Source organism: Weizmannia sp. FSL K6-3076, from assembly GCF_038007245.1.
Taxonomy (GTDB): Bacteria; Bacillota; Bacilli; order Bacillales; family Bacillaceae_C; genus Weizmannia; species Weizmannia faecalis.
In genome coordinates, this window is sequence record NZ_JBBOWU010000001.1 from 2,003,123 (window position 1) to 2,025,156 (window position 22,034).

Here is a 22,034-nt window from a genome sequence, read left to right on the forward strand (position 1 = left end):
GCCGGTTTTTCCCAGTACGGACAAAACCGGCCCGTCATTTCATCCGGATGAAGGATAAATAAAGAAACCGACAATTTTGCCGATTTCCTTACAATTTATTCATTCTCGTATTCCATCAGGGTGAGGATATCATAGCCCTTCAGTTTATCGCGGCCGTGCAAATAATTCAATTCAATTAAAAAAGCAAGGCCGGCTACAACCCCGCCCAGTTCTTCAACGAGCCGGACGGTTGCTTCCATCGTGCCGCCTGTTGCCAAAAGATCGTCCGTAACCAAAACGCGCTGGCCCGGCCTGATCGCATCTTTATGGATCGTGAGCACCGCTTTTCCGTATTCGAGATCATATTCCGCACGGATCGTTTCCCGCGGCAGTTTGCCTTCTTTGCGGACCGGGGCAAAGCCGACGCCAAGTTCGTATGCGACCGGGCAGCCGATAATAAAGCCGCGCGCCTCAGGGCCGACCACGAGATCAATCTGTTTGTCTTTCGCATACTGGACGATCTGGTCCGTCGCATATTTAAACGCATCCCCGTTATTCATCAAAGGCGTCACATCCTTAAACATCACGCCTTTTTTAGGCCAGTCCGGGACGAGTGCAATATATTGTTTTAAATCCATTTTGCTGTTTCCTCCTCATACTGTACAGCAGGCTTGATCATTTGGTCAAACCACATCTTCAGCTCCTGGAAAGATGAGTACAGCAGGTCCTTTTCCATTTGATATTGTGCCAGTTTTTTTTGATACGTAAGAGATTCCTTTAAATCGCGTTTTTGTTTGGCTGCTTTCAGGGAAATAAATCCATCCTTTATTGTAACAAAATCAAGTTCAAAAAACACCTGCGAAATAAAATCGATGGTATTTCTCGACCAGCCGCGATAAGCCGCCAGCTCATCCCCGTGCTGCTTTAGGTTGAACGTTTTCCTTTTTGCAAGAAAAGCGTAAAACCATTTAAAATGTTCGCGTGTCGGGAACGTGCTGAAAAAGTGGTTCCCGGCATGGTAAAAATACGCATAAATCCTGGCCGGCGAACCGCCCTCAAGCAGTGCCGCCATCATCCGCGGGCCTTTCGGAAGATCCAGAAACACAATGTTTTTATTTGAAGGATCAAATGCCCTTGCCTCTTCCATTGTCGCAACCGACACAAGGCGGACGGAAAAATCCGGCAGCGGCAGGTTCCGCAATGTTTCTTTTTGGAAGACAACAAAAGCCTGGTCTTCTTCCGGGACGTACCGTGCCCATTGCTTTAAAGGCCTGTTGCCCCTGAAATCAAACAATTGCCAGTTTGTGATTTTGATATCCTTCACCATCATTTGCGGCTTACGGATATTGTTCCATTCGTTGATGGACAGCTCCCCGACAACCGATATGCAGGCAGAAGGGGAAATATGCGGGGCAAGATGCCCGAGCCCGAAGCCGATCCCATCGAGCGTTGTGCCGTTTTTAGAAAGCGTCAATTTCAAATGTTTCCCGTCTGCGCCGATCGCCCGGATTTGCGGGCATTCGGCCCCGTCCAGCAACAGAAGCGGCTTCGGATTCGCCGTGCCAAACGGCGAGAGCAATGCCATTTCGCGGATCGCTTCCATCCCCGCTTCTTCTATGGAAATTTCAGCGCTGATGTTCGTAACCGGCACAAACATCTCGTCCGGCAATGCCGCGGCCTGTTCGTTCAGCCGGCGCCGCAGTTCCTCCACATCGGATAAAGAAAGCGTCATCCCCGCCGCCATCGGATGCCCGCCAAAATGCGGCAAAATATCCCTGCATTTCGATAATTCGTTAAACATATGGAAGCCGTCAATGCTGCGCGCCGATCCTTTTGCCAGCCCTGTTTCCGGGTCAAAGCTGAGCACAATCGCAGGCCGGTAAAAGCGTTCTGTAAGGCGCGAGGCGGCAATGCCGATTACGCCGGCATTCCAGCCTTCTTTCCCGACAACAAGGACACGCGCCCCCTTTTCCACTTCTTCTTCCACCAGTTCGATTGCTTCATTTGTCATGTCGTTTACGATTTTTTGCCGTTCTTTATTGAGCCCGTCAATCGTTTCAGCGAGCATCCCGGCTTCTTCTGTGTCTTCGGTCATTAGCAGTTCCGCTGCCGGTGCCGCATGCTGCAGGCGCCCGGCTGCATTTAAGCGGGGGGCGAGCACAAAGCCGATGGTTTCTTCATTGATCTCTTCCTGGCGGATATCCGCACACCGGCACAGCGCCACAAGCCCCGCCCGCTTTGTCGTTCTCAACCGTTTGATGCCGTTTATGGCAATCAGCCGGTTTTCGTCCAGAAGCGGCACAAGATCCGCGACCGTCCCGATAGCGGCCAAATCTTCAAGCTGTTCCGGCACTTTGCCGTACAGCGCATGGGCGACTTTAAAAGCGACGCCTGCGCCCGACAGTTCCCGGAACGGGTATGTACTTTCCGGATGCTTCGGATGGACGATGGCAAAGGCTTCCGGCAATACCGGCCCAGGTTCGTGATGGTCCGTAATAATGAGCGTGATCCCGAGTTCGCGGGCCACTTCCGCTTCGTGGACAGCGGCAATACCGGTATCAACGGTAATGATTAGCTGAAAACCCTCTTCAGCCGCCCGGCGGAAAGCCGCTTCATTTGGCCCATACCCTTCTTTAAACCGGTCCGGGATATAAAATTCAGCATGGGCGCCAAGATCGTTTAAAGCGGCCATCATGATGGCAGTACTCGTTACGCCGTCCGCATCGTAATCGCCGAAGACGAGAACCGGTTCTTCTTTTTTAATCGCTTCGCGGATGCGGGCCGCTGCTTTTTCCATATCATGCAGCAAAAACGGATCATAATACGCTAGCCCTTCATGGAATAAAAAAGACCGCGCTTCTTCAACATCCGTTATGCCGCGGTTTACAAGCAATTTTGAAACAAGTGGCGAAACGTTCAATTGTTGCGAGATCGTTGCGGCTGCTTTTGGTTCCATTTCCGGCACCCGCCATCTTGTTCTTGACTGCAGCATATCTCCACCTCTTTCACAATACTTTATTATAACGTTTCGGCGGAAAACTGTCATTACAAAAAATGCAGGCATTTCGCCTGCATTTTTCTTATACTTGCGGTTCATCCGCGCGGGTACGCCGCGCTTTTTGAATGACGATGGCGCCATGTTTTTTCAGCTGCCGTTTTTTCAGTACAAACCAGATTTGTGCGGCAATGAAAATAGACGAGTATGTTCCGGTAATCAACCCGACAATCAGCGCGATCGAGAAATTGCGGATCGATTCACTGCCGAAAATGGCCAGGGCCACGGACGTCATCAGCACGGTCAAAACGGTATTGACCGACCGGGCCAGTGTCTGGCGGATCCCGGCGTTGACAATATCATGAATTTCCTTCGCGGTTTTAATTTTCCGCCGCCGGTTTAAATTGTCGCGGATCCGGTCGAATGTGACAATCGAGTCGTTGATGGAATAACCGACAATCGTCAGGACCGCCGCAATGAATGTGACATCGACCTCAAGCCTTGTGATGCTGAAAAAGGCGATCATGAAAAAGGCGTCATGGAAGAGTGCGACGATGGAGGCAACCCCCATTCTCCATTCAAACCGGAAGGCCACGTAAATAATGATGCAGACTGCCGCCAACAGCAAAGAATACACGGCGCTTAAGGCCAACTCTTTCCCGACTGTCGGCGAAACGGAGCTGATGCTCGGGCTCTTCCCGTATTTTTCTGTAAAATACTGGTTGATTTGCGTGCTCTTCTCTTTATCGCTGAACGAGCCTTTCACCCGGATCACGGCATGATGCCGGTTGGTCCCCTGCATCACAATATCTTCTGATTTCAAATGCAGATGGTCAAGGTCGCGCTGAATCTCCTGCTGGCTGAGTGCTTGATTTGAACTGACTTCAATGCGCGTCCCGCTCGAAAAATCAATGCTCAGATTCAATTTGAAAATAGACAGGAGAATAAACCCGCCAATGATCAGCACAGCTGAAATCGTAAAGAAAATGTTGCGGTGCTTGACAAAGTCGTACCAGTCAAATTTCGTTTTCAAATCATGCGTATCAATGTTTTCAGCAATATTGTGGATCGCCGATTTTTTCACGCCGAACCAGTGCGGCCGCTTTTTCAGGAAATTGCTGTTCACCCAGAGGCCGAGCAGCCATCTCGAGCCGTAAACCGCCGTCAGGAAGCTGAGCAGAATACTGATAATCAAAGTTGTTGCAAAGCCTCTGATCGAGCTTGTCCCGAAATAAAAGAGGATGACCGCCGCAAGAATCGTCGTTAAGTTGGAATCAAAAATGGCCACGAACGATGACTTGTTCCCTGCCCGGAATGCGGATTTCACGCTTTTTCCGACGCGCAGTTCCTCTTTAATCCGCTCGTAGGTAATAATATTGGCATCGACCGCCATCCCGACCCCGAGAACAAGCGCAGCAATCCCGGGAAGCGTCAGAACCGCGCCCATTAAACGGTAAATGAGCAAAATCAGGAAAATGTAAACGGACAGCGTAATACATGCGATAAAACCAGGAAAACGGTAGTAGCCGATCATAAAGAGAAAAATGGCTGCAACGCCGATAATCCCGGCAAGAATCGTGTCATGCAGCGCTTCCTGTCCGAAAGATGCGCCGACAGAGGTCGAATAGATTTCGTGCAGCTTCACCGGAAGCGCTCCTGCATTCAAAAGGTCTGCAAGATTGGACGCTTCTTTTACCGTAAAGTTCCCGGTAATTTCAACCTGGTCTGTGTTTAAAACAGAATTCACACTCGGATTGGACAAAAATTTTGGATTCTTCTTCGCCACTTCTTTTTTATAGGAATCGCCCTTTTGAAAGTCCATCCAGATGACAAGCTGGTTATTCGGTGCCATCGCCAGAATTTTTTTCGTGACGTCGGCAAACTTTTTCCGGCTCTTTAACTGCAGGACAACATCCGGTTTGCCGTTCTGGTCAAATGACTGTTTCGCTTTTCCCTGCACAAGGTCTGTCCCGTCCATCATCACTTTGTCATTGACGTCACGGAATGTCAGATTGGCAGTTGTCGAAAGCATCTTTCTCGCTTCGTTCTGGTCTTTCACGCCGGCAAGCTGGACGCGGATCCGGTTATTGCCTTCGACCGAGATCTGCGGTTCGCTGACGCCAAGCGCATTGATCCGCCGGTCCAATGCGGCAGCCGTATCCGCAAGCGCGGCTTTATCGATCTTCTGCCCTTTTTTGGCCGGTTCCACTTTGTAAAGCACTTCAAACCCGCCCCGTAAATCAAGGCCAAGGTTAATTTTTTTGACAATTTTATCCGTCGTTCCCCCTATTAATCCCGCAAACAGCAGGACAATGAGAAAGAAGGCAACGATGCGGCTCCTTTTCACCATTATGTACAGCCTCCTAGCGAATCAAAACATATCACATGCCAAAAAATACATGCGCCCGTGAATCATTTCTATTATGATGCAGGGCAAAAAGCGTGTCAATTTTTCTTATTATTCCGCATGCAGCCGTTTTTGCTTATTTGCCCGCTTATTCTTCCGTCTTGTCCCCGTTAAAAAGCGCATCCAGCTCCTTTTCGTCCAGCTCTGCAAACCAGTTTGGCGAACGGTAAGCTTCCACGGTTTTAAAACTCATCAAATCGCCGGGCTTAACCGATAAAACGTCGGAAACAAGCGCATACATACGGACATGCGCCGGATCCGGATTTTTCCACACTTTCCGGATTAAATATTCCCAGACATCCCTCGCTTCAATCGCGCCGTAGCCAAAGACGGCCAGTTCTTCCGCCTTGCTTTTTACGGCAGGTTCAAGTTTTTTATAGTATTTTTCATAAGGATGGCGGTCCTTCACACGCTCTGCCCCTTTCCTTAGGCATTGATGTATTCTTGTCCATTACCGTGCATATACATCATTGTATAGGAAAATTGCGGATTTGAGAAGGCAGGTTAACAGAATGTCCAAGTTTTTAAGGGGAACGATTATATTGCTCGCCGCAGGCTTTGTAACAAGGGTGCTTGGTTTTATCAACCGGATTGTCATTGCCCGGTCGCTCGGGGAAACGGGTGTCGGGCTCCATCAGATGGCTTTTCCGACCTTAATGCTCGTCATTACGGTAACCCAGCTCGGACTGCCGGTCGCGATCTCGAAATGTATTGCCGAAGCAGACGCCGTCGGGGACAGGGCGAAAATTAAAAAAATTCTTGTCATCTCCCTAACGGTTACCATTTCGCTATCGGCCATTTTTACGCCCGGGCTGATTTTACTCGCGCCGTATCTGGCTGATCATTTATTCACAGATCCGCGCGTCTATTACCCGCTTGCCGCCATCACGCCGATTATCCCGATTGTGGCGGTTTCCGCTGTATTGCGCGGCTATTTCCAGGGGAAGCAAAACATGAAGCCTTATGCCGTCTCGCAGGTCATCGAGCAAAGTGTGCGGATTATGCTGATCGCATTTTTTGCCAATTTGCTTCTGCCGTACGGGATTGAATATGCGGCAGCAGGGGTGATGTTTGCATCGATATTGGGAGAACTGTCATCCCTTCTTTATATGTTTACGATGTTTAAACTGAAAAAGCAGATTCGCGTCCGCAAACATTTTTTCAAAGCCGTAAAATCGGGGAAAGACACGTTTTACGAACTGATGCGCGTGGCGGTTCCGACCGTCTGGAGCCGGCTGATCGGCAATCTCTCCTGGTTCCTCGAGCCGATTGTCGTCTCCCACTGCCTTGCTCTTGCCGGTGTCGCTTCACATCTTGCGACAAAACAGTACGGTTCTTTAACCGGCTTTGCGATGCCGTTGTTGATGCTCCCGTCTTTTGTCACGGTTTCCTTGTCAACCGCCCTTGTGCCCGCAATCAGCGAAGCAAATTCCCGGAAAAATGCCAGACTTGTTGAACACAGGCTCCAGCAGGCATTGCGTTTTTCCCTTTTAACCGGCGGCATTTCGGTTGTCATCCTGTATGTCTTTGCAGAACCGCTCATGCAGGCGATGTACGGGACGGCAAACGGGTCACAGTTTATCAAAATCATGGCGCCATTTTTTATTTTCCAGGCATGCCAGGCGCCGCTCCAGGCCGCACTGCAGGCAATGGATCTGGCAAAAGCGGCGATGATCAACAGCATCATCGGAGCCGTCGTGAAACTGGGCACCATTTTTGTCCTTGCTTCCCGCCCGGAGTTCGGGATCAACGGCGCCGCGATCGGCATCATGGCGGGAATGGTGCTTGTGACATTTCTTCATTTTGCAACCGTTTTGAAAAAAATCCAGTTTACCCTGTATGTTCACGACTGGGCCAAGCTTCTGGCCGTTTCGGTCGTTTCCGGCGCGGTCGGGCACTGGTGGTTCACCGGTATGATGGCGCACGACGCATCTTTCCTGCGGCTTCTAGCGGGCATTTGTTTGACCGTGGCCGTCTATACGCTGCTGCTTATGATGACAAAATTGATCCGCCGGTCCGATCTCATGTATATTCCGATCCTCAAAAAATGGTTATAAAAAAGCAATAGGCCCTGCATGTTCCGGCCGGGCTTATTGCACATCATCCAGATCAATATAAAACGCGCCATCCTGATAACTGCAAAACGAAATCCGGGCGATATCCCCGTATCCTCTTTTTTGCAGCTCGCTGCGCAGCCACGCTTCGGTTTTGTTGCTTTTCTTTAAATTGCTTTGCTGGATCTTCCCTCCGACAATGAGCGGTTCCGTATAGGATGCCGGTTTGTTTTTGTTTTTGTTTTTTTTCACCACTGACAGCTGCCCGGAAGTTTCCAAAATCGCAAATTCCACATCCGCAATATTGTCAATATCTTTTGAACGGAGCTGCATTAAAAGGTCGTCAAAATTGTAACGTTGCCTGCGCATTTCCTTTTCATCGATTTTTCCTTTATTGATGAGAATGCTCGGCTTGCCGTCAATCAGCTTGCGGATCCGGCTGCTGCGGAGCGAGAAAAGTGCCAGCGCGATTTGGATGCCGAGCAGGACAACCATTGGCAAAAGGGTATTTACAACGGGCTCACTGTGATTTTCAATGGCGACGACCGCCATTTCACCGATCATGATGAACACAACAAGATCCAAAACGTTCAGTTCGCCAATCTCCCTTTTTCCCATTAACCGGAAAATAACAAGAATGGCAACATACATGAGCAGTGTCCGAAAAAAAATAATCAATAAATTTTCCAACGCCAATCCCCCCGTTCGGTCAAGGTCAAAATCATGTTTAGTATGCGCAGCCTGCGAAAAAACTATCTAAAAATCTTTTGCCCGGTTCTTTTTGCTGTTTCCAGGCATATGCTTGTACTGAGGAAAAAGCTTGTCAAAGGGGGAGAATGAAAATCGGAGCGCAAAAATACAGTATCGGCCTTGTTTACGGGCTGGGCGTCATTTTTGTCCTGCTTGCCATATCAAGCCTCGTGATTTCACTGATTCTGCGGTTTTCGGATATGACGGAGCATGCATTGCATACGGCGGTCACGATGATTTCTTTTTTCAGTTTATTTCTCGGGGGGCTCGTCGGCGGCGGAAAAGGAAAAAAGAAAGGGTGGCTCCTCGGCAGTTTGACGGGGATCCTTTACACAGCGATTGTTTTTCTCGTCCAGTACCTTGGTTATGATGAACTCTTTACGGTGAAACAAGCCATTTACCATGCTTGCTATATTGTTGTCGCCGCAATGGGGGGCATTTTAGGGGTCAACCTCTTCTCAGGAAGGTCACGGGAATCCTGAAAAAAAGCGCCGCATTACACGGCGCTTTTTTTATTTCGTTTCTCCGGCATTTTTTTCTGCCACTGTTTTGTCTGCTTTCTGGCTTTCGACTTTTGCTTTTTTCGCTGCAACGGATTCCGTTACTTCACGGATCGCCGAGCGGTCAAACGTCAGCCGCGTGCCGTTATCGCATCTTAAGACGACTTTATTTTCATCAATCGAATCCACGGTTGCATGCAAGCCGCCGATGGTGACAATTTTGTCCCCTTTCGCCAGATTGCTCTGCATCTGCTGGATGTTTTTCTGCCTCTTTTGCTGTGGCCTGATGAGCAGGAAATAAAACAGGACAAACAGAATCACCAAAGGCAGTAACTGAGCCCACGCCATCTGAATCCTCCCTTCTTTAGTTGCTTGTATTAGAAATTTTTTGCATCCGGACGGTTAAATCCGTATTGCTCAAAAAATTCTTCCCTGAAATCAAGCAGCCGGTCTTCGCGGATCGCCTGCCTTACATTTTCCATTAATTTTAACAAAAAATATAAATTATGGTAAGTGGTCAGACGAATTCCGAAAGTTTCGCCACATTTAATCAAATGCCGGATGTAAGCGCGTGAATAGTGCCGACATGTATAACAGTTGCAATGCTCATCAAGCGGGCGGAAATCGCGGGCGTACTGCGCGTTTTTGACAACGAGCCGGCCGGCTGATGTCATCACCGTGCCGTTTCTTGCAATCCGGGTTGGCAGCACACAGTCAAACATGTCAATGCCGCGGATGGCGCCGTCAATCAAAGAATCGGGCGAACCGACCCCCATCAAATAACGTGGCTTGTCCGCCGGAAGTAGCGGTGTTGTAAATTCGAGCATCCGGTTCATCACGTCCTTCGGCTCGCCAACGGACAGGCCGCCGATCGCATAGCCCGGAAACCCAAGCGAAACAAGGGCATTTGCGCTTTCAAGCCGCAAATCTTCATACGCTCCGCCCTGTACGATCCCGAATAATCCTTGCACATCCGGACGCCGATGCGCACGAAGACAGCGTTCCGCCCAGCGCGATGTCCTTTCCACCGACTGCTTCATATATTCATAAGAAGCAGGGTACGGCGGGCACTCATCGAATGCCATCATGATATCAGAACCAAGTGCATTCTGGATTTCCATTGATTTTTCCGGCGACAAAAACAGCTTGTCCCCGTTTAAATGGTTCCGAAAATGGACGCCCTCTTCCGTAATATCACGGATCTTGCTCAGGCTGAAGACCTGGAATCCGCCCGAATCGGTCAGGATCGCCTGGTCCCAGTTCATAAATTTGTGCAGCCCGCCTGCTTCTTTAACAATATCATGCCCGGGGCGCAGCCACAAATGATATGTATTGCTCAAAATGGTGCCGGCCCCCATTGTTTTTAATTCTTCCGGCGACATCGTCTTCACCGTGGCGAGCGTTCCGACCGGCATGAACATTGGGGTATCATAGGTGCCATGCGGCGTATGGAGTTTTCCAAGGCGGGCGCCCGTATGCTTTTCCGTTTTGATCAGTTCATAAGTAATGGCAGCCAAGTGATGCGCTCCTTCCACTATTTAATCAGCATCGCATCCCCGAAACTGAAGAAACGGTATTTTTCTTTTACCGCCGTCTCGTAGGCATGCAAAATATTTTCCCTTCCCGCCAATGCGCTTACCATCATAATAAGCGTCGACTTCGGCAGGTGGAAATTGGTGATCAGGGCATCAATTGCTTTATATTGATAGCCCGGATAAATGAAAATATCCGTCCAACCGCTTGAGGCGACGATTTTTCCGTCATGGGCGCTTGCCACCGTTTCAAGTGTGCGGGTGGAGGTGGTGCCAACAGAGACCACACGGCCGCCGTTTTCTTTTACTTCCGTAATCGTGCGGGCCGCTTCTTCTGATACCTGATAAAATTCCGCATGCATATCGTGGTTTTCAATATTTTCCTCATTGACGGGGCGGAAAGTGCCAAGGCCGACATGGAGCGTAATATAGACAATTTTCACGCCCATTGCCTCAATTTCTTTCAATAACGCTTCCGTAAAATGGAGCCCGGCAGTCGGCGCTGCGGCAGAACCCGGCTCTTTTGCATACACCGTCTGATAGCGGTCCTGGTCCTCGAGTTGTTCTTTAATATAGGGTGGCAGCGGCATTTTTCCGAGTTCATTCAGCACTTCGTAAAAAATTCCTTCGTACTGGAAATCCATTACCCGGCCGCCATGGTCCAGCTCCTCCGCACAAACGGCGGAAAGCTGCCCGTCGCCGAACCGGACAACCGTCCCTGTTTTCACACGTTTTGCCGGTTTGACAAGCGTTTCCCAGCGGTCTCCTTCGAGCTGTTTTAAAAGCAGCACTTCAATTTTTGCGCCTGTTTCGTCTTTTATGCCGAAAAGCCTTGCCGGCAGCACTTTTGTGTTGTTTAAGACAAGGCAGTCCCCCGGGCGCAAGTATTGTGTAATGTTTTTAAATACGCTGTGTTCAATTTCTCCTGTTTTTTTATCCAGTACCATCAGCCGACTGTCCGAACGATTTTTTAAAGGCGTTTGGGCAATCAGTTCTTCCGGCAGTTCATAATCAAATAAATCGAGTTTCATTGTTGTTTCCCCTTCATTTTGAATCCCATTTGCGGTTATTTGAACCGTCCAATGATATATAATAACACACTTAAGATCACGCTTAAAAGGATCGATGTTGCGATTGGAAAATAAAAGGTTGTGTTCCCTTTTTTAATGAGGATATCGCCCGGCAGCCGGCCGATTTTCGTAAACTGCATCAACAGGCCGATAGCAAAAAGAATCACGGCGATCGTCATCAGCACTTTTCCAAATCCGCTCATTCCGGTACCTCCATATGAAAATGTGCGTAGCAAAGCGGGGTCGCTACCCTGCCGCGCGGCGTGCGCTGCAAAAAGCCAATTTGCAGCAAATACGGCTCATATACATCTTCAATCGTTTCCCTTTCTTCCCCGATGCTGGCCGCAATCGTGTCGAGCCCGACAGGACCGCCCCGGAAGCGCTCTATGATCGCTTTTAACAGCTTATGATCAATATGGTCAAGCCCGCGTTTGTCAACTTGCAAAAGTTCAAGGGCATAATTGGCGATCTCAAGGGTGACCTTTCCGTCTCCTTTGACCTGGGCAAAGTCGCGCACCCTTCTTAACAGCCGGTTCGCAATCCGCGGCGTGCCCCGCGAACGCCTTGCAATTTCCGCTGCCCCCTCAGGCTCAATCGCCGTCTCGAGGATGCCGGCTGTCCGCAGCACAATTTCCGCCAGTTGCGCTTCGTTATAATATTCGAGCCGGCTGATCACCCCGAACCGGTCGCGCAGCGGTGCTGAAACCGAACCGGCCCTCGTCGTCGCCCCGATCAAGGTAAACGGGGGCAGGTCAAGGCGGATGGAGCGGGCACCCGATCCTTTGCCGATCACGATATCAAGGCAAAAGTCTTCCATTGCCGGGTACAGCACTTCTTCAATCGCTTTCGGCAGGCGGTGGATTTCGTCAATAAACAGCACTTCCCCCGGCTCAAGCGCGGTTAACACGCTGGCAAGATCGCCCGGCCGCTCGATGGCAGGCCCTGAAGTCGTCCGGATGTTCGCGCCCATTTCGTTTGCGATCACGGTGGCAAGCGTCGTTTTGCCAAGCCCCGGCGGACCATAAAGCAGCACGTGGTCAAGTGTTTCGCGCCGCCCTTTCGCCGCTTCAATAAACACGGCTAAATTATGCTTCACTTCATCCTGGCCGATATATTGCGCAAGGGTTTGCGGCCTGAGGCTCATTTCAAAGGAAACTTCCTGTTCATTTGCCTCGCCGGAAACTACGCGGTCTTCCATGCTCTCCCCTCCTCCATTATTTTACCATTGCTTTTAAAGCGAGTTTAATATATTCATCCGCAGAAAGCACTTCTTCCGGAAGTTCTGGCACCACTTTCGCGATTTCTTTTTCCGAATAGCCGAGCGCCGCCAAAGCGAGCATCGCTTCTTCGAGGTTTTGGTTGGTGGATGCAGGCACCGCTTTTTCCACGCCTGCCTCGTCCGGCATCTCCGGCACGAGGCCTTGCAGCTTTCCTTTCAGATCAAGAATCATCTGCCTTGCCGTTTTTTTGCCGACACCGGGGAATTTGACAAGGAAAGATTCATTTTCATTCTCAATGGCGTCAACGACCTGCTGTGGCTGCCCGTACGCAAGAATGGCAAGCGCCCCTTTTGGCCCGATGCCGGAAACATTGAGCAGCTTTTGAAACAGCGCCCGTTCTTCCGCCGTTTCAAAACCGTAAAGCGCGATCAGATCTTCGCGCACATGCTGGTATGTAAAAATTTTTCGTTCTTGTCCGATGCTTTTTGAAAAAATATACGGGTTCGGCGCCAGCAGCCGGTAGCCGATCCCCCCGTTTTCCACGACAATGTAATCCGGGCTCACGGAATCAATGATGCCTTTAATATATTCGTACAACCTTCCCACACGCTCCTCAAAAACTTGCTATCCCATATTGTACCACAGAATGCAACCGTTTTGGGAACGAATGTCCGGTCCCGCCTTTTTTTCCGGCCGGATGATTCCTAAGGCTGGGCGCTTTTCCTGTTTCCATGGCGGAAAAAACGCCTGCAACCGGAGACAGATCCGTGTCCGTGTGGCTTACCGGGCTCACTTTTTTTCGAATGCCCGCTGCCTCTTAACGCCCTTCCAGGATTTCCAGTCGAAACCATCGTCCGGGTTTTAACGGCACGATTCTTTAGCCACAGTGCAGCCGGTTTAAAAACGGCATGGTCCCTTTTCCGCAGTGCGCCGGTCTAAAACAGCATGGTCCTCTCTCGTAGTGCGCCGGTTTAAAAACAGCAAGGGCCCTCTCCACAGTGTAGCCGGTTGGATACAGGGCTAACCGGCTTTGCTGCAAAAAAGTCACTTTCCGCACCCGGCCGGAACCGGGTGCGGAAAGTGACTGGGACATTATCATTCGGCGTTATGGTAAACTTCCTGGACATCGTCATCGTCTTCCAGCCTGTCCAGCAATCGCTCCATCTTTTCTTTTTGCGCTTCATCCAAAGCAATTGTGTTTTGCGGCACCATGGTAATTTCTGCCCGGGCAAACGTAAAGCCTTTTTCCTCGAGGTTCTTCTTCACATCCATGAATTGCTCCGGATCTGTATAAATTTCAAACACTTCATCGCTCGTTTCCATTTCCTCGGCGCCTGCTTCAATCGCGGCAAGCAGCATTCCGTCTTCATCTATCTCGAGCCCTTCCCGCTCAATGACAAGATAGCCTTTGCGGTCAAACAGGAAAGACACGCATCCGTTTTCGCCGAGATTTCCGCCGTTGCGCGAAAACGCAACACGGACATTGGAAGCGGTCCGGTTTTTATTATCGGTTAAAGCCGTGACCATGACGGCAACGCCGCCCGGCCCGTACCCTTCATATGTGATTTCCTCGTAATGTTCGGCGTTTTGGCTGCCGCTTGCTTTCTCGATGGCGCGTTTAATATTGTCATTCGGCATATTGGCGGCCTTTGCCTTTTCAATGACCAGGCGGAGGCTTGAGTTCGCTTCCGGGTCAGGGCCGTTTTTCGCCGCTACATAAATTTCCTTTGCCAGTTTTTGAAAGATTTTTCCGCGCTTTGCATCTTGCGCATTTTTTCTGCCTTGAATATTTTTCCATTTGGAATGGCCGGACATGGCCATCACTCCTTTCTGACAGCGCTGATACAGTCCCCTATTACTATACCATAACTCGCCCGAAAGGAGGATGAAAAGCATTATGCTGGCCGTAAGCGTCCAGGTTTTTCCGTTATGCTTGCAAACGCCTTTTTACTTCTTTTTGAAAGCGGGCGCGTTCCCCGAATTGCCCGATGGAAAGCAGGGAAAGATGCGGCCAGTACTGCTCTTTTTCTTTTTTGCCGCTTCCAACAAACCGGTTCCACTCTCTTAAAACATCCGTCGGGTAAAGGAGCGCCTCAAGAAAAGTTTCCCTGTCCGGCGCACCGTCCAGCATTCCCCACTTTTCAAGAGCAGCAAGCGACCATGAAGCAGCGGGCAAAACCCGGTTGCAAAACTGGAGATCATCGGTCCAGGCCGGGGCAAGGCGGGCAAGGTCAAAATCAATCAAATACAGTTCCCCGTTTTTCGCACGCAAAAAATTATGGTGGGCAACATCACCGTGCGTGATGCAATACGGCGGACGGTGAAGCAAATGCTGTTTTTTCTCAAGCCGGTTTAACGCCTCGGCTGCCCATCTTTCGTACGCGGCAAAATACGTTTCCGGCAAATACCGGACAATTTGTTCTTTGTTTTCCAGAAATGTCCGGTACCGCGCCTGCCATTTTCTCAGCTGGAAAAAGCGCGGAAATTCCATTTTTACGGCTTGCGGAAAGTGCGCGGTCTTTTCGTGATACTGTTTTAACAGGCGGAAAGCGGCGTGGATGTCTGCTTCCGTCCCGAAGGTAAAACCGGCCGGGTCTTCTTCAATGTATGCCATAAACCCAAAAGCTTTGCCTTGAAAGGGGCTGTCGTTGTCATCTTCCAGAAAACGGCAAGTTTGGGTGAAACCGCTTTTCCGCAGTTCCGATGTAAGCAGCATTTGCCGTTTAAGGCGCGTATCGGAACCATATTGCTTCATGATCACTTTCTTTGTCTTTGTTCCGATAAGCCATACCCGGTCACGCAACCTGCGCCAGTCAACAATCGGTTCCTGCAGTCTGTTTTCCGCATAAAGAAGGAGACGTTTGGTTTCGTCTCCCTCTTGTCTCCGGCCGCCCATTATTTTTCTTCTTCGCCGGAAGGATCCCGTTTTTCCTGCGGCTGGTCCGTTTTTTCGCCCCGGTCATATCCGAACGGGGCCTGCATCCCGTACGGTTCCTGCATGCCGTATGGTGGTTGCGACATCCCGTATGGCGGTTGCGGCATGCCACCAAATGGTTCCTGCATGCCGTACGGTTGCGGCGCCATCCCGTACGGTTCCTGCACGCCGCCGTAAGGTTGCTCCTGGCACCCGCATGGCTGCTGGTGCGGCGGATACGGGGCGTACTGCGGCATCGTTTGCGGCGGCATGTACTGCGGCATATAGGCGGAGCTTTCTGAAGCAGCGCCGTATAAAGGAGCCTGCTGCGCTCCCCATTGCGGCGCGGCGGCAGGATGTTGCGCAGAAACCCCCGCCTGCATACCGGGGCCATACGGATAAGGAGAAGACGAAGAGGATTCTTCTTCCCATTCATAACCTGGCATCACTTGCTGCCCCTCATGCCATGCCGGCTGCTGCTGCGGCATAAACCCTGCCGGCGCGGCCATCGCCGGTATTTGCGTGAACCCTGTTGGCGCGGCCATCGCCGGCATTTGCGGATAGGCCATTGGGTACGGCATCGGATATGGGACTTGCGGATATGGCATGCTGTAAGGAGGCGGGAAAAATCCGGCGTGCATGTCCCCTCCCCCGCAGCCGCAATCGTATACCGGCATCACGGGCGGACACGGATTATACGGTACATACATTTCCGGGCACTCTTCCTTTACCGGCATGGTGTAGTGCACGCTTTCCGACGATTCGCTTTCATGGTGCTTCGGCGGCGGTGCAGCTGTATGGGTTTCGATTTCAGCCATATTGGTCACATAGTAATTATGGATGTCAATTTCAGGAATGACCGGTTGCGGCATCACCGGCTTATAAATCGTTTCTTTTTTTTCAACCACTTTTTCTTTCACCTGTGTTTCTTTCGGTGCTGGCGCTTTTGGCACCTCTTTTGGTACCGGCATTTCTTTTGCGACGGGCATCTTGGCCTCAGGCATTTGCTCGTACGGATGGGTCACGAGCGGCATTTCTTTTGCACCCGCGTGGCCCGTATAACCTGCATGGCCTGTATGTGTCTCTTTTTTTACCATGCCGCCCGTTGTCGGAACTTTAATTTTCATGCCGGGCATAATCATTTCCGGATTGGATAATTGCGCATTCAATTTTTTCAATTCGTCAAAATCGGCGCCGTATTTTTTGGCGATTTTCCAGAGCGTATCGCCTTTTTGCACGATATGGATTTTCACACATTTCCCCTCCTCAAGGCTTAAGTCCATACATTCTATGTGGTGCCGGGCAAAATGCGATTGATTTTACATAAAAACTTATGAACGTCCCGCGTCCTTTATGCCCTTTAAAGGGTTGATTCTTTCATCCCGGCGCCTTCGTATGATAAAATCCGAATGAGGCCGAATGAATGGGGGGAAACGCTGTTGGCAGAGAAGAAAAAAATTCTTGGGGATGAAAGGCGGCATTTGATCCTCGAATGGCTGCAGAATAGCCGGGAGCCGATTACGGGCGGGGAACTGGCAAAAAGGACAAATGTGAGCCGACAGATTATAGTAAATGATATTACGCTCCTGAAAGCGAAAAACGAACCGATCCTGGCAACGAGCCAGGGATATTTGTACATACACCCCGCCGGTGCGGAAAACAAAGTGGAGAAAACGCTTGTTTGTATGCATAGTCGCGAACAGGTCACAGATGAGCTGAATTTGCTCGTGGACCACGGGGTGACCGTAAAAGATGTCAAGGTGGAGCATCCGGTATACGGCGATCTGACCGCCTCGATCATGGTCTCCACCCGCGCAGAAGTGGCCCGGTTTATCCGCCGCATTGAAGAAACAAATGCCAGCTACTTATCCGAATTAACAGGCGGCATCCACTTGCATACGGTGGAAGCCGCAAGCGGGCGGCAGGTTGAAGAAGCGGAACAGGCGCTGAAAGAAGCTGGCATTTTATTTGCAGAAAATGAAAAAGAGCTGCCCTAAACATAAAGGACAGCTCTTTTTCATCACCCATCCGGCCTAAAAACCTGGGTTTAAAGCTTGTTTTGCAAAAAATAATAAGCCCGGGTTCCAGCCGGGCTTATCCTAACATTCTTGAAGAAGCGATCATCATTTATCCGCCATATACCTATAATAGGTCCCGAGTTCTTTCACGGTGCAGCCGAGCGCGTGGATTTCCTCAAGCGAAAAGCGGACAAGCTTTTCTTCTAAGGAGTGGTTCAGGTCAATCATAAAAAAGTAGTTTCCAAGCCCCGTCTTTAACGGCCGCGATTCAAGCTTGCTCAAGTTAATCTTTCGCCAGGCAAAGGCAGACAACACCTGGTGCAGTGATCCGGCCTTGTCCGTCGGCAATGTGACCATGATCGTCGATTTCAGGAAATCAGGCGTTTTTTCGATATGAAGCTCCTCATTTGAAAGGACAATGAATCTCGTATGGTTAAACGGATAATCATGGATTGCACGCCTGACAATTTCAAGACCGTACAGTTCCGCTGCCATTTCGTTGGCGATCGCCCCCCATTTCAGTTCCGGGTGTTCGCTTACATATTTCGCAGCAGCGGCCGTAGAGCCCATTGCTTCCACTTCCGCATGCCGGAATTCCCGGCGCAGAAACTGGTGGCACTGCGCAAGCGCATGGGAATGGGAAATGATTTTTTCCGTTTCCCGCCAGGCGCCGGCATTTGCAGGATGAACCATAAAATGCTGCTCGATCGGCACAATGATTTCCGCGCGGATCGGCGGCAGTTCTTCATGATACAAGTAATCGACCGTTAAATTTACCGAACCTTCCAGGGCGTTTTCAAGCGGAACAACCGCCATATCCACCTGTTTTGTCTTCACGGCTTCTAGACATTCCGGAATCGTCCGATACGCAACCCGGCTGGCCTCCGGGAACACTGACTGGACCGCGATATCGGTAAACGTCGCTTCCGGCCCGAAAAAAGCTGCTTTCATTTCCTCTCCCCCGCCGGCCGGAGTTCTAGGCTCCGGACCCTAATATTTCTACTTTATTGACAAACTCAAATGCCTGCAGTTCTTCCAGCAGATCATTTAAACTCCTGTTGATCCCGGACACATTCAGCGAAACAGTGACATTTGCCCGCCCCTGTATCGGAATCGTCTGGTGAATCGTTAAAATATTGCATGAGTAAGATGCAATAATCCTTAAAATTTCGGATAATGTCCCGGACCGGTCTTCCAAATAAAAAAACAAGGTCACAATTTTTTCTTTTACAACCGAATGGAACGGAAAAACGGTATCGCGGTATTTATAAAAAGCGCTGCGGCTTAAGCCCGCTTTTTTCGCCGCGTCCCCGACCGATACCGCTTGTCCCCTTTCCAGCAGTTCTTTCGCCTGAAGTGTTTTGATCATCGCTTCCGGCAAAACATCCTCACGCACCAAGATAAACTTATGCTCTGCTTTCTTTTCCAAAGTGCCCTTTCCTCCACTCGGGAGCCGGGATTCCCCGGCCCAGCACGGTTAATCTACAAATTCAAACTCAAAATCCAAAAGGCGGACGGTATCGCCGTTTTTCGCGCCGCGTGCACGGAGCGCGTCATCAATGCCCATTCCGCGCAGCTGGCGGGCAAATCTCCGGACAGACTCGTCATGGCTGAAATTTGTCATTTTAAACAGCTTCTCGACTTTTTCCCCGTGGATGACGAAGCTGCCGTCCGGATCGCGTGTAATGGTAAAATCGGCCTTTTCTTTTTCATGCTTGTACAATACACGGGACGGTTCCGCATCCGATTCTTCGCCAGCATGAAGCGGGAAGGCAGGTGTTTCATCGAGCAGATCGGCAATCGCAAACAAAACATCCCTTAATCCTTTGCGCGTCACCGCGGAAATCGGGAAGACGCGTGCGACATCGCCCAGCTTCTCTTTAAACGCCGCCAGATTTTCTTCCGCGCCCGGAAGGTCCATTTTATTGGCAATAATGAGCTGCGGGCGCTCAGAAAGGCGTTCATGATAAGCTTTCAGTTCTTTGTTGATCGTCAAATAATCTTCATACGGGTCGCGCCCTTCCACCGCCGCCATGTCAATGACGTGGACGATCAACCGCGTCCGTTCGATATGGCGCAAAAACTGGTGGCCGAGCCCGACGCCTTCGTGCGCGCCTTCGATCAGCCCCGGCAGATCGGCCATGACAAAACTTCTGCCGTCCTCCGTTTCGACTACACCGAGATTCGGCACAAGCGTCGTAAAATGGTATTCCGCAATTTTCGGGCGTGCCGAAGAGATAACGGAAAGCAAGGTTGATTTCCCGACGCTCGGAAAACCAACAAGGCCGACATCAGCAAGCAGTTTTAATTCAAGAACAATATAACGTTCCTGGCCCGGTTCGCCGTTTTCGGCAATTTCCGGAGCGGGATTGGCCGGTGTCGCAAAGCGGATATTGCCCCTGCCGCCGCGCCCGCCTTTGGCAATCACTGCCCGTTCCCCGTGGCGCGTTAAATCGGCAATCGTTTGTTTTGTATCATCATCAATGACGACCGTTCCCGGCGGCACCTTGACAATCATGTCTTTCGCCCCGCGGCCGTGTTTTCCTTTGCTCATGCCGTTTTCGCCATGGTCCGCTTTAAAATGGCGCTTGTAGCGGAAATCCATGAGCGTCCGCAACCCTTCATCGACTTCAAAAATGACATCGCCGCCGCGGCCGCCATCCCCGCCGGCAGGGCCGCCCATCGGCACATATTTCTCGCGGCGGAATGCGACCATCCCGTTGCCGCCGTCCCCGCCTTTCACATAAATTTTCACCTGGTCCACAAACATAAAAGATAAAACCACCTTTGCAATTGCTGTATCGTTAGGCTTTCAGAAAGATTATTTCAACCGGGAAAGCGGATTGCGGGTACGCGTGGATCACGTTCATCCCCGGACAATCGTTTTCCAGAAACCCGGCAAGCAGTCCGTACTTTTTTATTGTACCGCTAAACTCGAAAAAGAAACGGGCGCCGGATGGCAAAGTGCTGACCGACAAAGATAACCGGTTGTCTCCGTTTGGATCGACTGCTTCTTCAACGATAGCGAAAAAATTCTTCATCCAGCCGGTCAGCTCCCTATCGTCCGGTAGCACATTCCGGTCCACATCCAATATTTCGTATGCAATCCGCACCGTGTGCCCTTCCCAGTTATATGTAAGCAAAAGCTCGGCAAATTCCGGCAGATGCAAATTTGATAATTTTGACTCCTGCTGCGCTTCCCGGATAATGTCTTCCACAATATTTTTGACCTTTTCCATTTTGTTCAAGCTGGCGTATCCTTTGATCAGCTGCACCTTGTTCAGCCAGTCATGCCTGGCGTGGCGAAGCACGTCAACCGTCGTCCATTCCCGCATTTTCATAGCTCCCGTTCTCCGAAATAGGTTATGTTTAAGTATAGCAAAAATTGCCTCATGTTGCACGGGACGCGAATGATAGCGGCATGTGCCCGGCACTCGCCAGAAGAACGCGGCAACCCGTTTTTTGTACGTTTTTCAGAACGGGAGTGGTTTATTGGAAAATGCAAAAGCCCCGGGCCGCGAATATCGCAGCCCGGGGCTTTATGGGTTAGGCTTCTTGTGCCACCGGATATACGCTCACTTTTTTCTTGTCGCGGCCGAGTCGTTCAAAACGCACAACGCCGTCAACTTTCGCAAACAAAGTGTCGTCGCCCCCGCGGCCGACGTTTTCGCCCGGAAAAACTTTCGTCCCGCGCTGGCGGTAAAGGATCGAGCCGCCTGTTACGAACTGGCCGTCCGCACGTTTTGCGCCGAGGCGTTTTGCAATCGAGTCACGACCGTTTTTCGTGGAGCCGACCCCTTTTTTGGAAGCGAAAAACTGAAGATCTAATTTCAACATGATGCTCACCTCCTATTCAAAGGTTATATGGATAAATTCGCCGTATTCCCGTTCTATCGTCTCGAGGGATACAACCATGCCTTCAAGCAGAATCTGCACTTTTGTCGCCTGTTCTTCCGAAAGATGCGAAGGGATTTTGCATTCCAAAAGGCCTCTTTCGGACTGGCGGATTTCGGGTTCAACCCCCGCCACTTGCATAATGGCGTTCACCGTCCCGAAAGAAACAGCGGAAGCGCCGGCACAGACAATGTCCTGGCCGTATTCGGCAAATTCAGCATGGCCACTCATTTGAAAAGATGAGATGTTCCCATTCTTTTTGCGTTTGATGCGGACCCGGATCATGCCGCGTGCACCTTACGCATTGATTTTTTCAATGACCACTTTTGTGTACGGCTGACGGTGGCCTTGTTTTTTGTGGTAATTTTTCTTCGCTTTATATTTGAATACAACGATTTTTTTCGCACGGCCGTGTTTTTCCACTTTACCCGTAACCGTAGCGCCTTCAACAACAGGGCTACCGACTTTTACCGATTCGCCGCCGACAAAAAGAACGCGGTCAAATGTAACCGATTCGCCTTCTGCTGCATCCAATTTTTCAATATATACAGCTTGGCCTTCTTCTACTTTGATTTGTTTCCCGCCGGTTTCAATAATTGCGTACATCACTGCACCTCCTTAAGACTCAGACTCGCCAAAGACAGGCGTTTTACGAAATGTAAAAACTTGCAAAGCCTGTTCCTGAGCGGTTGTAGCACAGG

General features: G+C 50.4%; 23 protein-coding genes, 1 pseudogene and 1 other annotated feature. Of the genes and pseudogenes, 3 read left to right on the plus strand and 21 right to left on the minus strand.

Features of this window, described 5'->3' with window-relative positions; genetic code table 11:
• Positions 1–95 precede the first annotated feature (95 nt).
• From NSS95_RS09540 to NSS95_RS09555, 4 genes are all read right to left on the minus strand, one after another.
• Positions 96–617 carry an adenine phosphoribosyltransferase gene (locus tag NSS95_RS09540; RefSeq protein ID WP_014097892.1) on the minus strand — a complete coding sequence of 174 codons (522 nt, stop codon included), beginning with the start codon at positions 615–617 and terminating at the stop codon, positions 96–98.
• The gene (gene recJ / locus NSS95_RS09545; RefSeq protein WP_035188232.1) at positions 608–2,971 is read right to left on the minus strand and encodes a single-stranded-DNA-specific exonuclease RecJ; all 2,364 of its coding nucleotides are present in this window, start codon (positions 2,969–2,971) and stop codon (positions 608–610) included. The genes NSS95_RS09540 and recJ overlap by 10 nt, the downstream gene beginning before the upstream one ends.
• 88 nt (positions 2,972–3,059) lie before the next feature.
• Entirely contained in the window at positions 3,060–5,324 is a 2,265-nt protein-coding gene (secDF, locus tag NSS95_RS09550; RefSeq protein ID WP_035188234.1) for a protein translocase subunit SecDF, read from the minus strand.
• A 145-nt stretch (positions 5,325–5,469) separates the two neighbouring features.
• Positions 5,470–5,790 (minus strand): post-transcriptional regulator, encoded by a 321-nt coding sequence (locus NSS95_RS09555; protein ID WP_017551048.1) that lies wholly within the window; start codon positions 5,788–5,790, stop codon positions 5,470–5,472.
• 103 nt (positions 5,791–5,893) lie between these two features.
• Here NSS95_RS09555 and spoVB point away from each other — a divergent pair, with 103 nt between their 5' ends.
• Positions 5,894–7,438 carry a stage V sporulation protein B gene (gene spoVB, locus NSS95_RS09560; RefSeq protein ID WP_046720700.1) on the plus strand — a complete coding sequence of 515 codons (1,545 nt, stop codon included), beginning with the start codon at positions 5,894–5,896 and terminating at the stop codon, positions 7,436–7,438.
• A gap of 33 nt (positions 7,439–7,471) precedes the next feature.
• Here spoVB and NSS95_RS09565 read toward each other — a convergent pair whose 3' ends face one another.
• A complete protein-coding gene (locus NSS95_RS09565) occupies positions 7,472–8,125 on the minus strand; it encodes a DUF421 domain-containing protein (protein WP_014097886.1) in 654 nt (217 codons plus the stop codon).
• A gap of 146 nt (positions 8,126–8,271) precedes the next feature.
• Here NSS95_RS09565 and NSS95_RS09570 point away from each other — a divergent pair, with 146 nt between their 5' ends.
• Positions 8,272–8,667 carry a TIGR04086 family membrane protein gene (locus tag NSS95_RS09570; RefSeq protein ID WP_014097885.1) on the plus strand — a complete coding sequence of 132 codons (396 nt, stop codon included), beginning with the start codon at positions 8,272–8,274 and terminating at the stop codon, positions 8,665–8,667.
• 30 nt (positions 8,668–8,697) lie between these two features.
• Here the strand turns inward: NSS95_RS09570 and yajC are convergent, their stop codons facing one another.
• The 9 genes and pseudogenes from yajC to safA form a co-directional block, all read right to left on the minus strand.
• Entirely contained in the window at positions 8,698–9,033 is a 336-nt protein-coding gene (gene yajC, locus NSS95_RS09575; RefSeq protein WP_014097884.1) for a preprotein translocase subunit YajC, read from the minus strand.
• A 29-nt stretch (positions 9,034–9,062) separates the two neighbouring features.
• Entirely contained in the window at positions 9,063–10,202 is a 1,140-nt protein-coding gene (tgt, locus tag NSS95_RS09580; protein WP_014097883.1) for a tRNA guanosine(34) transglycosylase Tgt, read from the minus strand.
• Between the two features lie 17 nt (positions 10,203–10,219).
• Entirely contained in the window at positions 10,220–11,248 is a 1,029-nt protein-coding gene (gene queA / locus NSS95_RS09585; RefSeq protein ID WP_014097882.1) for a tRNA preQ1(34) S-adenosylmethionine ribosyltransferase-isomerase QueA, read from the minus strand.
• A gap of 35 nt (positions 11,249–11,283) precedes the next feature.
• Positions 11,284–11,490: a DUF2905 domain-containing protein gene (locus tag NSS95_RS09590; RefSeq protein ID WP_014097881.1), complete on the minus strand. Its 207-nt coding sequence runs from the start codon at positions 11,488–11,490 to the stop codon at positions 11,284–11,286.
• Positions 11,487–12,485, minus strand: coding sequence for a Holliday junction branch migration DNA helicase RuvB (ruvB, locus tag NSS95_RS09595; RefSeq protein WP_014097880.1), 999 nt, complete (start codon positions 12,483–12,485; stop codon positions 11,487–11,489). The genes NSS95_RS09590 and ruvB overlap by 4 nt, the downstream gene beginning before the upstream one ends.
• A gap of 16 nt (positions 12,486–12,501) precedes the next feature.
• Entirely contained in the window at positions 12,502–13,104 is a 603-nt protein-coding gene (gene ruvA / locus NSS95_RS09600) for a Holliday junction branch migration protein RuvA (protein WP_014097879.1), read from the minus strand.
• 498 nt (positions 13,105–13,602) lie between these two features.
• The gene (locus NSS95_RS09605) at positions 13,603–14,322 is read right to left on the minus strand and encodes a YebC/PmpR family DNA-binding transcriptional regulator (protein ID WP_014097878.1); all 720 of its coding nucleotides are present in this window, start codon (positions 14,320–14,322) and stop codon (positions 13,603–13,605) included.
• A 112-nt stretch (positions 14,323–14,434) separates the two neighbouring features.
• Positions 14,435–15,403, minus strand: a complete 969-nt coding sequence (locus tag NSS95_RS09610) for an aminoglycoside phosphotransferase family protein (protein WP_014097877.1) — start codon at positions 15,401–15,403, stop codon at positions 14,435–14,437.
• A gap of 1,123 nt (positions 15,404–16,526) precedes the next feature.
• Positions 16,527–16,674: pseudogene (safA, locus tag NSS95_RS16990) on the minus strand (SafA/ExsA family spore coat assembly protein); the annotation flags it as partial.
• Between the two features lie 156 nt (positions 16,675–16,830).
• Here safA and NSS95_RS09620 point away from each other — a divergent pair.
• Positions 16,831–17,418 carry a transcription repressor NadR gene (locus NSS95_RS09620; RefSeq protein ID WP_340713870.1) on the plus strand — a complete coding sequence of 196 codons (588 nt, stop codon included), beginning with the start codon at positions 16,831–16,833 and terminating at the stop codon, positions 17,416–17,418.
• A 126-nt stretch (positions 17,419–17,544) separates the two neighbouring features.
• Here NSS95_RS09620 and pheA read toward each other — a convergent pair whose 3' ends face one another.
• The 7 genes from pheA to rplU form a co-directional block, all read right to left on the minus strand.
• Positions 17,545–18,390, minus strand: coding sequence for a prephenate dehydratase (gene pheA, locus NSS95_RS09625; protein ID WP_014097874.1), 846 nt, complete (start codon positions 18,388–18,390; stop codon positions 17,545–17,547).
• A gap of 25 nt (positions 18,391–18,415) precedes the next feature.
• Positions 18,416–18,868 carry an ACT domain-containing protein gene (locus NSS95_RS09630; protein WP_014097873.1) on the minus strand — a complete coding sequence of 151 codons (453 nt, stop codon included), beginning with the start codon at positions 18,866–18,868 and terminating at the stop codon, positions 18,416–18,418.
• 48 nt (positions 18,869–18,916) lie between these two features.
• Positions 18,917–20,209, minus strand: a complete 1,293-nt coding sequence (gene obgE / locus NSS95_RS09635; RefSeq protein WP_014097872.1) for a GTPase ObgE — start codon at positions 20,207–20,209, stop codon at positions 18,917–18,919.
• Between the two features lie 34 nt (positions 20,210–20,243).
• Positions 20,244–20,774, minus strand: coding sequence for a Spo0B C-terminal domain-containing protein (locus tag NSS95_RS09640; RefSeq protein ID WP_014097871.1), 531 nt, complete (start codon positions 20,772–20,774; stop codon positions 20,244–20,246).
• Between the two features lie 211 nt (positions 20,775–20,985).
• Positions 20,986–21,276, minus strand: coding sequence for a 50S ribosomal protein L27 (gene rpmA, locus NSS95_RS09645; RefSeq protein WP_013859801.1), 291 nt, complete (start codon positions 21,274–21,276; stop codon positions 20,986–20,988).
• 12 nt (positions 21,277–21,288) lie between these two features.
• Positions 21,289–21,618, minus strand: a complete 330-nt coding sequence (locus NSS95_RS09650) for a ribosomal-processing cysteine protease Prp (protein WP_014097870.1) — start codon at positions 21,616–21,618, stop codon at positions 21,289–21,291.
• Positions 21,619–21,630: 12 nt separating this feature from the next.
• Positions 21,631–21,939, minus strand: coding sequence for a 50S ribosomal protein L21 (rplU, locus tag NSS95_RS09655; protein WP_013859803.1), 309 nt, complete (start codon positions 21,937–21,939; stop codon positions 21,631–21,633).
• A gap of 11 nt (positions 21,940–21,950) precedes the next feature.
• Positions 21,951–22,034 (minus strand) — a sequence feature (ribosomal protein L21 leader region).